Source organism: Saccharothrix sp. BKS2 (assembly GCF_047689505.1).
GTDB classification, from domain to species: Bacteria; Actinomycetota; Actinomycetes; order Mycobacteriales; family Pseudonocardiaceae; genus Actinosynnema; species Actinosynnema lopnurensis.
Genome location: NZ_JAUQOL010000006.1, coordinates 393,299 through 406,304 on the forward strand (window position 1 = coordinate 393,299; position 13,006 = coordinate 406,304).

The 13,006-nt window shown below is 72.6% G+C and carries 14 protein-coding genes; 5 read left to right on the forward strand and 9 right to left on the reverse strand.

Going from position 1 to position 13,006, the window contains the following annotated elements:
• Positions 1 to 16 precede the first annotated feature (16 nt).
• Both Q5530_RS15455 and Q5530_RS15460 read left to right on the forward strand, forming a co-directional pair.
• On the forward strand, positions 17 to 1,225 hold the full coding sequence (locus Q5530_RS15455; protein ID WP_415362898.1) for a GNAT family N-acetyltransferase: 1,209 nt from the start codon (positions 17 to 19) through the stop codon (positions 1,223 to 1,225).
• 43 nt (positions 1,226 to 1,268) lie between these two features.
• The gene (locus Q5530_RS15460; protein ID WP_415362899.1) at positions 1,269 to 2,027 is read left to right on the forward strand and encodes a hypothetical protein; all 759 of its coding nucleotides are present in this window, start codon (positions 1,269 to 1,271) and stop codon (positions 2,025 to 2,027) included.
• Here the strand turns inward: Q5530_RS15460 and Q5530_RS15465 are convergent.
• Together Q5530_RS15465 and Q5530_RS15470 are read right to left on the reverse strand one after the other, a co-directional pair.
• The gene (locus Q5530_RS15465) at positions 2,024 to 2,827 is read right to left on the reverse strand and encodes an Fpg/Nei family DNA glycosylase (protein WP_415362900.1); all 804 of its coding nucleotides are present in this window, start codon (positions 2,825 to 2,827) and stop codon (positions 2,024 to 2,026) included. The genes Q5530_RS15460 and Q5530_RS15465 overlap by 4 nt on opposite strands.
• 24 nt (positions 2,828 to 2,851) lie before the next feature.
• Positions 2,852 to 3,319, reverse strand: a complete 468-nt coding sequence (locus Q5530_RS15470) for a ribose-5-phosphate isomerase (protein WP_415362902.1) — start codon at positions 3,317 to 3,319, stop codon at positions 2,852 to 2,854.
• Positions 3,320 to 3,346: 27 nt separating this feature from the next.
• Between Q5530_RS15470 and Q5530_RS15475 the strand changes: the two genes are divergently transcribed.
• Positions 3,347 to 4,072 (forward strand): 2-phosphosulfolactate phosphatase, encoded by a 726-nt coding sequence (locus Q5530_RS15475; RefSeq protein ID WP_415362903.1) that lies wholly within the window; start codon positions 3,347 to 3,349, stop codon positions 4,070 to 4,072.
• 255 nt (positions 4,073 to 4,327) lie between these two features.
• Here Q5530_RS15475 and Q5530_RS15480 read toward each other — a convergent pair whose 3' ends face one another.
• Both Q5530_RS15480 and Q5530_RS15485 read right to left on the reverse strand, forming a co-directional pair.
• A complete protein-coding gene (locus Q5530_RS15480) occupies positions 4,328 to 5,683 on the reverse strand; it encodes an aldehyde dehydrogenase family protein (protein ID WP_415362904.1) in 1,356 nt (451 codons plus the stop codon).
• 68 nt (positions 5,684 to 5,751) lie between these two features.
• Positions 5,752 to 6,366: a DsbA family protein gene (locus tag Q5530_RS15485; protein ID WP_415362905.1), complete on the reverse strand. Its 615-nt coding sequence runs from the start codon at positions 6,364 to 6,366 to the stop codon at positions 5,752 to 5,754.
• A gap of 204 nt (positions 6,367 to 6,570) precedes the next feature.
• Between Q5530_RS15485 and pepN the strand changes: the two genes are divergently transcribed.
• Positions 6,571 to 9,129 carry an aminopeptidase N gene (pepN, locus tag Q5530_RS15490; RefSeq protein WP_415362906.1) on the forward strand — a complete coding sequence of 853 codons (2,559 nt, stop codon included), beginning with the start codon at positions 6,571 to 6,573 and terminating at the stop codon, positions 9,127 to 9,129.
• A 178-nt stretch (positions 9,130 to 9,307) separates the two neighbouring features.
• Here the strand turns inward: pepN and Q5530_RS15495 are convergent, their stop codons facing one another.
• The 4 genes from Q5530_RS15495 to Q5530_RS15510 all read right to left on the reverse strand — a co-directional run bounded on the left by Q5530_RS15495 (position 9,308) and on the right by Q5530_RS15510 (position 11,472).
• Positions 9,308 to 9,580, reverse strand: coding sequence for a zinc finger protein (locus tag Q5530_RS15495; protein WP_415362908.1), 273 nt, complete (start codon positions 9,578 to 9,580; stop codon positions 9,308 to 9,310).
• On the reverse strand, positions 9,580 to 10,428 hold the full coding sequence (locus Q5530_RS15500) for a helix-turn-helix domain-containing protein (RefSeq protein WP_415362910.1): 849 nt from the start codon (positions 10,426 to 10,428) through the stop codon (positions 9,580 to 9,582). Before Q5530_RS15500 ends, Q5530_RS15495 begins: the two co-directional genes overlap by 1 nt.
• Before the next feature lie 326 nt (positions 10,429 to 10,754).
• On the reverse strand, positions 10,755 to 11,240 hold the full coding sequence (locus Q5530_RS15505) for a DUF5130 family protein (protein WP_415362912.1): 486 nt from the start codon (positions 11,238 to 11,240) through the stop codon (positions 10,755 to 10,757).
• Positions 11,227 to 11,472 (reverse strand): hypothetical protein, encoded by a 246-nt coding sequence (locus Q5530_RS15510; protein ID WP_415362914.1) that lies wholly within the window; start codon positions 11,470 to 11,472, stop codon positions 11,227 to 11,229. Before Q5530_RS15510 ends, Q5530_RS15505 begins: the two co-directional genes overlap by 14 nt.
• Positions 11,473 to 12,065: 593 nt before the next feature.
• Here Q5530_RS15510 and Q5530_RS15515 point away from each other — a divergent pair.
• Positions 12,066 to 12,302, forward strand: coding sequence for a hypothetical protein (locus Q5530_RS15515; protein ID WP_415362915.1), 237 nt, complete (start codon positions 12,066 to 12,068; stop codon positions 12,300 to 12,302).
• Positions 12,303 to 12,313: 11 nt separating this feature from the next.
• Here the strand turns inward: Q5530_RS15515 and Q5530_RS15520 are convergent, their stop codons facing one another.
• Complete coding sequence (locus Q5530_RS15520) at positions 12,314 to 12,970, reverse strand: HNH endonuclease (protein ID WP_380636934.1); 657 nt, start codon at positions 12,968 to 12,970, stop codon at positions 12,314 to 12,316.
• Between the last annotated feature and the right edge of the window lie 36 nt (positions 12,971 to 13,006).

Consider the following 13,006-nt stretch of genomic DNA (forward strand, 5'->3'; position numbering starts at 1 on the left):
GGCGTATGAACTGGTCATGGCGCTCACCCTCCGCACCCTGACCCCGGACGACCTCCCGGTCTTCCAACGACTCGTCGACGCCTCGTTCCTCGGCGACACCCCCGACGACGGGGCGGAGCGCTACCGCGACCTGTTCGAGCCCGACCGCTCGCACGGCGTGTTCGAGGGCGACGAGCTGATCGGCGGCGGCGGCGTCCAGACCCGCGAGATCACCGTGCCCGGCAACGGCCCGCACCCGGTCGCCGCCGTCACCTCGGTCGGCGTCAAACCCGGTCACCGCAGGCGGGGCGTGCTGACCCGGGTCATGCGCGCCCAGCTGCACGGCCTGCACGACGAGGGGCGCGAGGCGGTGGCCGCCCTGTGGGCGTCGGAGGCGGCGATCTACGGGCGCTTCGGCTACGGGCTCGCGGCCGAGTTCACCCGGCTGGCCGTGCCGAAGAACGCCGCGTTCCGCCGGGGTGTGGCGATGGGGGACGCCCCGGTGCGCGAGGTTTCCCGCGACGACGCGATGCCGCACATGAGGGCCGTCTACGAGGCGCTGCGCCCGGACCGCACGGGCTGGTTGAGCCGCGCGGACCAGTTCTGGGCGCACCAGTTCGCCGACGAGGAGCGCGACCGCGGCGGCCTGAGCGCCTACCGCTACGTGAAGCACCCCGAGGGGTACGCGGTGTACCGGGTGAAGCAGGACTGGCAGGAACGCGGTCCGCGCGGTGAGCTGCACGTGCGGGAGATCGCGGCGCTCACCCCCGAGGCGTACGCGGCGCTCTACCGCTACCTGCTGGACGTGGACCTGATCGGCGAGCTGAAGTTCTTCACCGCCGCCGACGACCCGATCACGCTCCTGCTGGACGACCCCCGGCTGGCGCTGCGCAGCCGGTCCGACGCGCTGTGGGTGCGCCTGGCCGACGTGGACCGCGCGCTCGCCCAGCGCCGCTACGGCTCGGACGTGGACCTGGTGCTGGAGGTCTCCGACGACTTCTGCCCGTGGAACGCGGGCCGCGTGCGGCTGACCGCGCGGGGCGGTGAGGCGAGCGTGCGGCGGGTGGACGAGGCCCCGGACGTCGAGCTGGACGTGGCGTCGCTGGGCGCGGCCTACCTGGGCGGCACGCGGCTGGCGACGCTGGCCCGGGCGCAGCGGGTGCGCGAGGTGACGCCCGGCGCGGTGGCCGCCCTGTCGCACGCGTTCCTGGGCGAGCACGAGCCGCACTGCCCGGAGGTGTTCTGACCCACTGCGGGAACCCGCACCCGGGCGGGGACGTTGTCCGGTCATGAGCACCGGGATCGTGCTGGTCGTCCTGCTGGTCCTCGTCGTGGGCGCCGGCTGGCTGCTCGCGAGGAACTCCGCGGCGAAGCGGCAGCGCGAGCTGGAGGACGCCCAGGCCGAGGCACGGCGCTGGGTGGAGCGGCTCGGTGGCCAGGTGATGAACCTGACCGGCACCGACACCGCCTCCCAGCAGGCGATGGCGGACGCGTCCGAGCGGTTCACCGCCGCCGGGTCGCAGATGGAGCAGGCGCGCACGACCGAGCAGTGCCGGCTGGTCGCCCAGACGGCCATGGAGGGCCTGTACTACGTGCGGGCCGCGCGCACCGCGATGGGCCTCGACCCGGGCCCCGAGCTGCCGGACCTCAGCGGTCAGGGCCGCGCGGGCAAGGTGTCGGAGGAGCGCGACGTCACGGTGGAGGGCCACCACTACGCGGCCTCGCCCCGGCCGGGTTCGCGCACGCCGCACTACTACCCGGGCGGTGTGGTGGCCGGGCGGCCCGTGCCGCAGGGCTGGTACTCCGAGCCGTGGTGGAAGCCCGCGCTGGTGGCGGGCGCCTGGGGCCTGGGCTCGATGCTGCTGTTCAGCGCCATGTTCTCGGGCATGGCCGGTGTCGCCTACGCCGACGGGTTCGCCGACGGCGCGGACGCGGGCGACGGCGGCGACGCGGGCGACGCCGGTGGCGACGACTTCGGCGGCGGCGACGCCGGCGGCGACTTCGGGGGCGGCGACTTCGGGGGCGACTTCGGCGGGTTCGACTTCTAGGGCGCCTGGCAGGTCGGGCACCAGTAGAGGTTGCGCCCGGCCAGTTCGGCGGCGACCACGGGCGTGCCGCAGACCAGGCACGGCAGGCCGGTGCGGCGGTACACGTACACCTCGCCGCCGTGCCGGTCCTGGCGCGGGGCGCGGCCGGTGGCCTCGGGCAGGTGCTCGGGCCGGACGGTGTCGATGCGCCCCGCCGCCACGCCCGCCCGCATGAGCACGACGAGGTCCGGCCACAGGTCGTCCCACAGCGCCCGGTCGATCCGGTTGCCCGGCGTGTACGGGTGGATCCGGTGCCGGAACAGGATCTCGGCGCGGTAGATGTTGCCGACGCCCGCCAGCACGGACTGGTCCATCAGCAGCACCGAGATCGACTGCCTCGACCTCGCCAGCCGCGCGTGGGCGAGGTCGGGTCGGGCGTCGCGGCGCAGCGGGTCCGGGCCCAGGCGGGCGTGCAGGGCGTCGACCTCGACGTCGGTCAGCACCTCGCACCGGGTGGGTCCGCGCAGGTCGGTCCAGTGCGTGGGGCCGACCAGGCGCATCCGGACCTGCCCCACCGGTTCGGTGACCGGGTGCGGCGACTCGGTGAAGGAGCCGTAGAGGCCGAGGTGGACGTGCACGGTCGCGTCGGGCCCGTAGACGTGCAGCAGGTGCTTGCCGTGGGCCTCGGCGCGCTGGAACAGGCGGCCGTCCACGAGTTCGGCGGAGAACCTGCCCTGCGGGCTCGACACGCGCACGGTCGAGCCCGCGTAACGGCGGTGGTGCAGCCGCGCCAGGCGGTGCAGCACGTGGCCCTCAGGCACGGGGGTCTTCCCGGTCGGTCGGCGTCACGGGAGGGGCGGGGCCTCGCCGGTGCGCTCGTACTCGCCGAGGATGTCGATGCGGCGGGCGTGCCGCTCCTGCCCGGAGAACGGGGTGGCGAGGAACGCCTCCACGATCGCGAACGCCTGCTCGGTGGTGTGCATCCGCGCGCCGAGGCCGATGAGCTGGGCGTCGTTGTGCTCGCGGGCCAGCGTCGCGGTCTCCACGCTGTAGGCGAGCGCGGCGCGGGCGCCGGGCACCTTGTTGGCGGCGATCTGCTCGCCGTTGCCGGAGCCGCCGATCACCACGCCCAGGCTGCCGGGCTCGCCGACGACCCGGCGGGCCGTCTCGATGCAGAACGGCGGGTAGTCGTCCTCCGCGTCGTAGACCGCGGGACCGACGTCGACCACGTCGTGGCCCGCGTCGGACAGGTGCTTGGCGAGGGCGTTCTTCAGCTCGAAGCCCGCGTGGTCCGATCCCAGATAAACGCGCACGTCAGGCAGTCTGCCATCCTGGGCCCGGTGTTCGGACAAGAGGGCTGCCGGCTGAGGCTGGAGTGGGGCGGCGAGGGGGTGGCCGCGCTCGGGCCGCGGTGCGCGGTGCTCGTGGTCGTGGACGTGCTGTCGTTCTCGACGGCGGTGGACGTGGTGGTGGCGCGCGGGGGCGCGGTGCGGCCGATCCGGTGGGCGGACCGCGCGCGGGCGGCGAAACCGGCGGACCCGTCGTGGTCGCTGCGGCCGTCGTCGCTGGTGGACGTGCCCGCCGGGGTCGAGCTGGAGCTGCCGTCGCCGAACGGGGCGACGCTGTGCGCCGCGGCCGAGGCGTCCGGGGCGATCGTGCTGGCGGGGTGTCTGCGCAACGCGGAGGCGGTGGCCGCCGCGGCGGCGGAACTGGCGGCCGGCGGCCCGATCGGGGTGATCCCGGGCGGCGAGCGCTGGGGCGTCGACATCACCACCCCCAGCGCGACGGCGACCTTCGGCCCCCTGCGCCCCGCGGTGGAAGACCTCCTGGGCGCAGGCGCCATAGTCTCGGCCCTGCTCTCCAACAACCACACCCCCGCGTCGGTCGAGGCGACGATCGCGGCGGAGACCTACACCCGAACCCCGATCGCCGACGCCGTCGCCGACTGCGTGTCCGGCCGAGAACTGATCGCCGCCGGTCACGCGGCCGACGTGGCCCTCGCCTCCCAGGTGAACGTCAGCACCGCCGTCCCCCGCCTGATCAACGGCGCCCTACGCCCCACCTGACCCAATCCCGCGAGTCGTACGTCCAGACCCATCGTGTCGTACGTTCAGGACCCCCGAGTTCAACATTCGCGTCGCTCCGCGCCTGGTCAGCGGTTACCAACCGGTAGCCCTCACCTGGTCGCGAATGTTGAACTCACCCGTCCTGAGCGTTCGACACGGTGGTCCCGAACGTTCGACTCGCGGGGGTCTGAACGTGTAACTCGGGGGGTCTGGACGTACGACACGCGAGGTCTGGACGTACGACTCGCGCGGGGCCTAGCGTTGGACCGACTTCAGCTCGGTGAACTCGTCCAGGCCGTGGCGGCCGAACTCGCGACCGTTGCCCGACTGGCGGTAGCCGCCGAAGGGGGCGCTGGTGTTGAACGCCGCGCCGTTGATGTCCACCTGACCGGTGCGCAGGCGCCTGGCCACCGCGAGGGCCCGCTCGGGGTCGGCGGAGAAGACGGCGCCGCCCAGGCCGTAGATGGTCGAGTTGGCGATGCGGACCGCGTCGTCCTCGTCGGCGTAGGGCATGACCGACAGCACCGGGCCGAAGATCTCCTCCTGCGCGATGGCCATGTCCGCCTCGACCCGCCCGAACACCGTGGGCGCGACGTGGAAGCCGCGTGCGGTCGGCGCGTCCGGGCCGCCCAGGGCCAGGGTCGCGCCCTCCTGGACGCCTCGGCGGATGTGGTCGACCACGCGATCGCGCTGGGCGGCCGACACCGCCGGGCCCAGGCGGGTGGTGGGCGCGGTCGGGTCGCCCGGCTCGTACTTCGCGGCCGCCGCGACGGCGATCTCCAGCGCCTCGTCGTGCCGGGACGACGGCACCAGCAGGCGGGTCCACGCGCTGCACGCCTGCCCGTTGTTCATGAACGCGTTGGCCACGCCGATCTTGACCGCCCGCGCGAGGTCGGCGTCCTCCAGCACGACGTTCGCGGACTTGCCACCCAGCTCCAGCGCCACCCGCTTGACCGTCTCGGCGGCCAGCGCGGACACCCGCCGCCCGGCGCGCGTCGAGCCGGTGAACGACACCATGTCCACCATCGGGTGAGCCGCCAACGCCTCGCCGACCACCGGCCCGGTGCCGTGGACCAGCGAGAACACGCCCGGAGGCACGCCCGCGCCCTCCAGCACCGACGCCAGCAGGTCGGCGGTGAACGGCGCCAGCTCGCTCGGCTTCAGCACCACGGTGCACCCCGCCGCCAGCGCGGGCACGACCTTGGCCACCGCCTGCTGCAACGGGAAGTTCCACGGCGTGATCGCCGCGACCACGCCGACCGGCTCCCGCAGCACCAGCGAGTTGCCGATCTCCTCACCGTCAAAATATCCACTCGAAAGTGTGGTCTCGACGCCGCGGGCGATGCCGATGGGGTTGGGCACCTGCACGCGGGAGGCGAACGTGATGGGCGTGCCCATCTCGGTCGTCATCGTCGAGGCGAACTCGTCGGCCCGCTCCGAGAGCCCGTGCGCCACGGCCCGCACGACGGCCAGCCGCTCCTCCACCGAGGTCGCCGCCCACGCCGGGAACGCGGCGACAGCCCTGGTCACGGCCGTGTCCACGTCACCGACCGTGCCGGCGCGGACCGTCCCGAGGACCTCCTCGGTGGTCGGGTTGACGACCTCGATCACAACAGGCCCCCCGCACGCGGTGTGACACTCTCGGACGGAACGAGGCCAAGAGTGTCACACCGAGGGTGTCAGGAGAAGTCCAGCCCCCCGGTCCGGGTGCGCTTCAGCTCGAAGAACTCCGGGAAGCCCGCGAGCAGCCGCGCGCCGTCGAACACCCTCAGCGCGTCCTCCCCGCGCGGGATCCTGCTGAGCACCGGCCCGAAGAACGCCACCCCGTCGATGTGGATGGTCGGCGTGCCCACGTCCATGCCCACCGGGTCCATGCCCCGGTGGTGGCTGGCCCGCAGCTCCTCGTCGTGCTCGTCGGTCCCCGCGGCCGCGGCCAGCTCGGCGGGCAGGCCCAGCTCCTCCAGCGCCTGCTCGACGACCTGGTCCCAGTCCTTGTTCCCCTGGTTGTGGATGCGGGTGCCGAGCGCGGTGTACAGGTCGCGCAGCACCCCGTCGCCCCGCAGCTTCGCCGCCGCGATGGCCACGCGCACCGGCCCCCACCCGCGGTCGAGCATGTCCCGGTAGTCCGGGGACACGTCACGACCCTGGTTCAGCACCGACAGGCTCATGACCCGGAAGTTCAGGTCGATGTCCCGCTGCTGCTCGACCTCCAGGATCCACCGGGACGCGATCCACGCGAACGGGCAGATCGGGTCGAAGTAGAAGTCGACGGCAGTGCGTCCCTCGGTCGACATGCGGTGCTCTCCATCCCTGCTGGTGCGAGCCGCTGGTGCGGCTCCGATCGTTCACAACGAACCGGTGTGACGCAGTCTTCCCTCGGACGCCTGTCCACTTCCCGGCACCCGTCGTGATTGGATGCGACTGTCGTGTTCACCCATGCGACACCTGTCCCGTTCCGACGAGGTCAGCGCCAAGTGCGCCGGCAGACGAGGTGACCAGTGGCGGCACCCAACCTCACCCGCGACCAGGCGCAGCAACGGGCTGCGCTGCTGGAGGTCGACTCCTACCGGATCGAGCTGGACCTGACCGACGGCGGTGGCAAGCCCGGCTCGGACACGTTCCGCTCCACCACGGCGGTCGAGTTCCGCAGCCGCACGGCGGGCGAGTCCTCGTGGATCGATCTCGTCGCCGCCAACGTCCACCGCGCCGTGCTCAACGGCCGCGAGCTGGACGTGTCGTCCTACCGCGAGGAGGAGGGCCTGCACCTCCCCGACCTCGCCGAGGCCAACGAGTTGGTCGTCGAGGCCGACTGCCGGTACATGAACACCGGCGAGGGCCTGCACCGGTTCGTCGACCCGGTCGACGGCGAGGTCTACCTGTACTCGCAGTTCGAGACGGCGGACGCCAAGCGCATGTTCGCCTGCTTCGACCAGCCCGACCTGAAGGCCGTCTACACCCTGAGGGTGACCGCCCCGCACCACTGGAAGGTCATCTCCAACGCCGCGATCGAGTCCACTGAGGACGGTATCGGCGGCGCGGACGTGCACTTCTTCGGGACCACGAAGCCCATGTCCACCTACCTGGTGGCACTGGTCGCGGGCCCCTACGCGGAGTGGCGCGACGAGTTCACCGACGGTGTGACCACCATCCCGCTCGGCATCTACTGCCGGGCCTCGCTCGCCCCGCACATGGACCACGAGCGCCTGTTCACCGAGACCAAGCAGGGTTTCGGCTTCTTCCACGGCGCGTTCGGCGTGAAGTACCCGTTCGGGAAGTACGACCAGTGCTTCGTGCCCGAGTTCAACGCGGGCGCGATGGAGAACGCGGGCTGCGTCACCTTCCTGGAGGACTACGTCTTCCGCAGCCGGGTGACCCGCTACCTGTACGAGCGACGCGCCGAGACCGTGCTGCACGAGATGGCGCACATGTGGTTCGGCGACCTGGTGACCATGCGCTGGTGGGACGACCTGTGGCTGAACGAGTCGTTCGCCACCTGGGCGTCGGTGCTGGCGCAGGCCGAGGCGACCGAGTACCGGCAGGCGTGGACCACGTTCGCCAAGATCGAGAAGTCCTGGGCCTACCGGCAGGACCAGCTGCCGTCCACGCACCCCGTGGCCTCCGACATCCCGGACCTCCAGGCGGTCGAGGTCAACTTCGACGGCATCACCTACGCCAAGGGCGCCAGCGTCCTCAAGCAGCTCGTGGCGTACGTGGGGCTGGAGAACTTCCTGGCGGGCCTGCGGGTGTACTTCGCCAAGCACGAGTGGGGCAACGCCACGCTGGCCGACCTGCTCGGCGCGCTGGAGGAGGCGTCCGGCCGCGACCTGTCGTGGTGGAGCGCGCAGTGGCTGGAGACCACCGGCCTGAACCTGCTGCGCCCGAAGTTCACCGTTGACGCGGACGGGCGGTTCACCGAGTTCGCCGTCCTCCAGGGCGGGGCCCGGCCGGGCGCGGGCGAGCTGCGCACGCACCGGCTCGCCATCGGCGTCTACGACGACGAGAACGGCAAGCTGGTGCGCAAGCACCGGATCGAGCTGGACGTGTCGGGCGAGCGCACCGAGGTGCCGGAGCTGGTCGGCGTGCACCGCGGCAAGTTGGTGCTGGTCAACGACGACGACCTGACCTACTGCACGATGCGGCTGGACCCGGACTCGCTGGCGTCGCTGATCGACCACATCTCCGACATCGCCGAGCCGCTGCCGCGCACCCTGTGCTGGTCGGCGGCCTGGGAGATGACCCGCGAGGCGGAGCTCAAGGCCCGCGACTTCGTCAACCTGGTGCTCGGCGGGCTGGCGTCGGAGACCGAGGTCGGCGTGGTGCAGCGGCTGCTGCTCCAGGCGCAGACCGCGCTGTCCTCCTACGCCGACACCTCCTGGCGCGACGAGGGCTGGCGCCGGTTCACCACCCGGGTGCTGGAGCTGGCCCGCGCCGCGGAGCCCGGTTCGGACCACCAGCTGGCGTTCGTGAACTCGCTCGCGGGCTCCGTGCTGGACGAGTCCAGCCTGGTCGTGCTGCGCGGCTGGTTCGACGGCACGGACGTGCTGGAGGGCCTGGACGTGGACACCGACCTGCGGTGGCGGCTGCTGCACGCGCTGGTCGCCCACGGCGCGGCGGGCCTGGACGAGATCGGCGCCGAGGAGGAGCGCGACCCGACCGCGACCGGTCGCCGCCGCGCCGAGTCGGCCCGCGCCCTGCGGCCCACGATCGAGGCCAAGACCGAGGCGTGGGACCGGGCCGTGAACGACGACGAGCTGCCGAACGCGGTGTCCGAGGCCATCGTGGCGGGCATCCAGCACGCCGGCCAGAAGGCCCTGCTCCAGCCGTTCGTGGAGCGGTACTTCGCCGACGTGGCCGACGTGTGGGACCGCCGGTCGAGCGAGCGGGCGCAGTCGGTGGTGGTCGGGCTGTTCCCGTCGTGGTCGATCCTCCGGGAGACGGTCGCGGCGGCGGACGCCTGGCTGGCGGAGGAGCGGCCGCCCGCCCTGCGGCGGCTGGTGTCGGAGGGTCGGGCGGGCATCGTCCGCGCCCTGGCGGCCCAGGAGTTCGACCGGTCCTGAGCCCGCGGGCTCGACGGGGCCGGCAGGTCCGTGAACGGGGTGGTTCCTCCGGGAGCCACCCCGTTCGCCGTGCGTGCGCCGGGGAGGCGCCCCACCTGCCGTTGCGGAACGGCGGCGCGGGGGGATCGCCGACATCCCGGAGCGCCGCGGAGGTCTCGACGGGGTGCGGGCCCCGGGGTCAGCGGACCGGGTGGTCCCGCCGGGAGCCGCCGTGCGCGCGGCTGCCGGCGGTGCGCTGGCGCGGGAACGCGGGGATGCGCTCGACCTGCCGCCACGCCGCGTCGCACTCGGCGCACGTCGGCCAGCACCACGCCAGGTTCGACGCCCTCCGGACGGGCACGACCAGTTCCTCCCCGCACAGGGTGGTGGCCTCGTCGTGGGCGACCACGTGCTCGGGCACGGCGTGCCGCTTGCCGTTGTGGGGCAGCCAGCGGAAGGGGCGGAGGGCCATCAGCGGTTCTCCCTGTCGTAGGCGTCGGCCCAGCGCACGAGGACGTCCCGCGAGCGCTCGGGGCTCAGGACCAGGCGCTGGAGGTGGCGCATCTTCGCCTGGTAGGCGGTCACGGCGTCCGGGTCGTCGTGGAAGACGGTGGCCGTGTCGGTCTCGGTGTAGGCCAGCGGCCTGGTCGGGGCGCCGAAGGTCAGCAGGGTGGCCGGGTGGCGCAGCGCGGTGTGCCCCGGCGCGGCCAGGGGGATCACGCGCGGGCTGAACCCGGTCCAGCCGCACATCAGGACCAGCCGCAGGAGCTGGTCGCGCATGACCTCCCGGCTGCCGACCACCAGCCTCAGCGCGACCTCGTGGACGATCACGAGGGTGTCGGGGCCGCCCGCGCGGCGCAGGTTCTCCTGGCGGGCGACCCGGGTCCTGGCCAGGTCGCGGTCGCCGGTCAGGGCGTGCGCGTAGTCCTCGGTCTGGGCCAGGCTCGGCACGGTGACCGGCTCGTAGGCGGTGACCGTGCGGGCGGTGCCCTCGTGAAGGGTCAGCGCGAGCAGGTCGTCGGGCACCGCGGTGTGCCGGCGCAGGAACGTGCCGGTGTCCGGTTCGCTCGCGATGGCCAGGACGCGCTCGCGCGTGGCCTTGTCCGCGCCGCACCGGCCGAGCAGCGTGCCGATCTCCCACGCGCTGGTGCCGCGGCTGCCGGTTTCGAGCTTGGACAGCTTGCCCAGCGACCAGCCGAGCGCCTCGGACACCGCTCCGGACGACATGCCGGCCCGCTGCCGGGCGCGCCGCAGTTCTTCTCCCAATTCCCGGCTGCGGGCGGTGCTCAACCGGGTGGGATGCTTTTCCTCGTGCTGCATGGCTCCTCTATACCGCTATTTGAGTTGCCCCAGCATGGCACGACTCTCAACACGGCGGTCAATGCCCTTTTCGAGGGACACCGTTGCCCGCCTGTACCGATCTGAGCTGCGGGTATGCAAAGAAAATGCGGTGCGCGCCGTTGAATTTCCGACGCGTTCGCGCAACACCTCAAAAGCCAGGATATAGAACGTTCACGCCTCGCGGAGCAATTTTCTTCCACGTGCGCGGTGCTTTCGCGCAACGCACCCGATGAGGCTGCCCCGGAGCCGGGCGCGGACATGCGAAAGGCCCCGGCCGTGGGGCCGGGGCCTTTTCGGGTGGTTCCTCAGTGCTGTCGGGGCGCGTGACCCGCCTGGTCCGTCAGCATCCTCAGGCCGCTGATCAGACCACCGGCCAGGTCGCCCTCCTTGAAGGAGGCGATCATGCTCATCACGGCCAGCTTCGCGGCGCGGTCCGGCAGCCGCCGGTGGGACTCGTCGCCGGTCACCACCTCGACCACGCGCTCACCCGGCGACACCGCGATCAGCACGGCGTGCGCGGGGCGCGGCGTGGAGGCGTGCAGTTCCTCGGCGCGGGCGCGCGAGTCCTGCCCCAGCCCGCCGAGGTAGACGCTGAAGTCCAGGCCGGTGGTCCGGCCGGCCAGCGTCAGCGCCTCGTCCAGCGTCGACAGCTGCACGGGGGTGAACGGCAGGCTCGGCGCGTGCGGCTCGTACATCTTCGCCGCGGACACGCGACCGCTGTTGGTCACGGCCGCGCCGGCCGGCAGGGTCGACGGGTCGACCTCGACGCGGGTCAGCTCACCAGTTGCCACGAGCGCCTCCCTTGGCGGTGCGGCCCTCGACCGGCGCGGCGACGACCTGGTGGGCGCCACCGGGCAGGCCGGCGGGGTTGGCGGTCCACCACACGGGCGCGTAGTCCCATTCCTGGCCCGGGCGGTACCGCTGGATGCGGGTGGCCTTCGGCCTCAGCGTCAGTAGCGTGATCACGCCGTAGATGGCCAGCGGGATCAGCGCGAAGACGAGCACGGTCTCCACGATGGTCACGGCGGTTACGGTAACCGATCGCCCCGGTCCGCTCAGGGCGAGGTCACCCGTTTCCGCACTGGGCGGGTCGAACCCGGTCCGCGGCGGCCCGCCGGCGGTCGTCCTGTCCGTGAACGCCGCGCCGGCGATGTGAGCCCTGATCATGCTTTCCGAGCCGCCCACCCACTGGGACGCCGGGCACGGCCCGTGGCCTGCACCTCTTCCGCGCGGTGCGCGCGGGCGCGCGACGTGGGCCGGTGTGATTCGGCCGACTCCCACCAGGAGCGATGTCACCGAGAGTGGTCGTGGACGCCGGATGCAGCAACCCGACCGCTCGATCGTCGCAGCGCGTGCACCCGGAAGGACTTCGCCCGGACGGAGGCGAATGGCGGCCGGTTTGGCGTCTTGTCCCGAGCCCACTCGGCTTCTAACTTTTCACCTGTACGGCTCTTGCGCATCCCTTCAGGGATCAAAAGTCCCGCCCCATACGTCTCGGAGGCCACGACATGTATACCGTGAACCGCGCTCAGGTTGCCCCCCTCACCCTTTCGCCGTACACCCGATCGGCGCAGAGCGTTACGGCTGTTCAGGCTCCGCCGCTGTCCGCGGACTCGGTGCGGATCACCGCGCGGGACTCCGTCCGGATCACCGCCGCCGACTCCGTGCGCATCACCGCCGCCGACTCGGTCCGCATCACCGCCCGCGACTCCGTCCGCATCACGGCCGCCGACTCGGTCCGCATCACCGCCCGCGACTCGGTCCGCATCACCGCGTCCGACTCCGTCCGGATCACCGCCCGCGACTCCGTGCGCATCACGGCGCGCCGCGAGGACCTCGTCCCGGCGACGTGAGACCCGGCGCGTCAGGCGGCGGGCTCACCCAGGTAGGGGAGCCACAGCGGGTCGGCCTCGGTGACGCCGGCCAGCAGCCGCCAATGGGGCCCGCGAGGCGCCGCGGGCACCACGCGCAGCCGCCACCCCAGTTCCGACAGGAGCTTGTCGGCCTTGCGGTGGTTGCACCGGGCGCAGCAGGCCACGCAGTTGGTCCACGAGTGCGCGCCGCCCCGGCTGCGCGGCACGACGTGGTCGATCGTCTCGGCCCGCCCGCCGCAGTACGCGCAGCGGTACCGGTCGCGGTGCATCAGCCCGGCGCGGGTCAGCGGGACCCGGCCGCGGTAGGGCACCCGCACGTAGTTCGCCAGCCTGATCACCGACGGCACGACCACCGCGGCCGTCGAGGAGTGCACCACGGCGCCCTCCGGGTCGCCGTGCACCACCTCCGCCTTGCCGCACACCACCAGCACCACGGCGCGCCTGAGCGGCAGGGCGGTCAGGGGCTCGAACGTGGCGTTGAGCAGGAGGACCTTCCGTCTTCCCCAAGGCAGCACCAAGGGGGCCGGACCGGCTCCCTCCCCGCCGACCACAGCGTGCACACCGGGCTGTTTTTGGCCGGACGGGACCGACGACGCGATCCCGGCGTTCACCAGGGCGCCGATCGGGGTGGGTTGTCGGTCTGGCACGCGACCACCTCCACCGGTTCAGCCCTAGGAGACCAC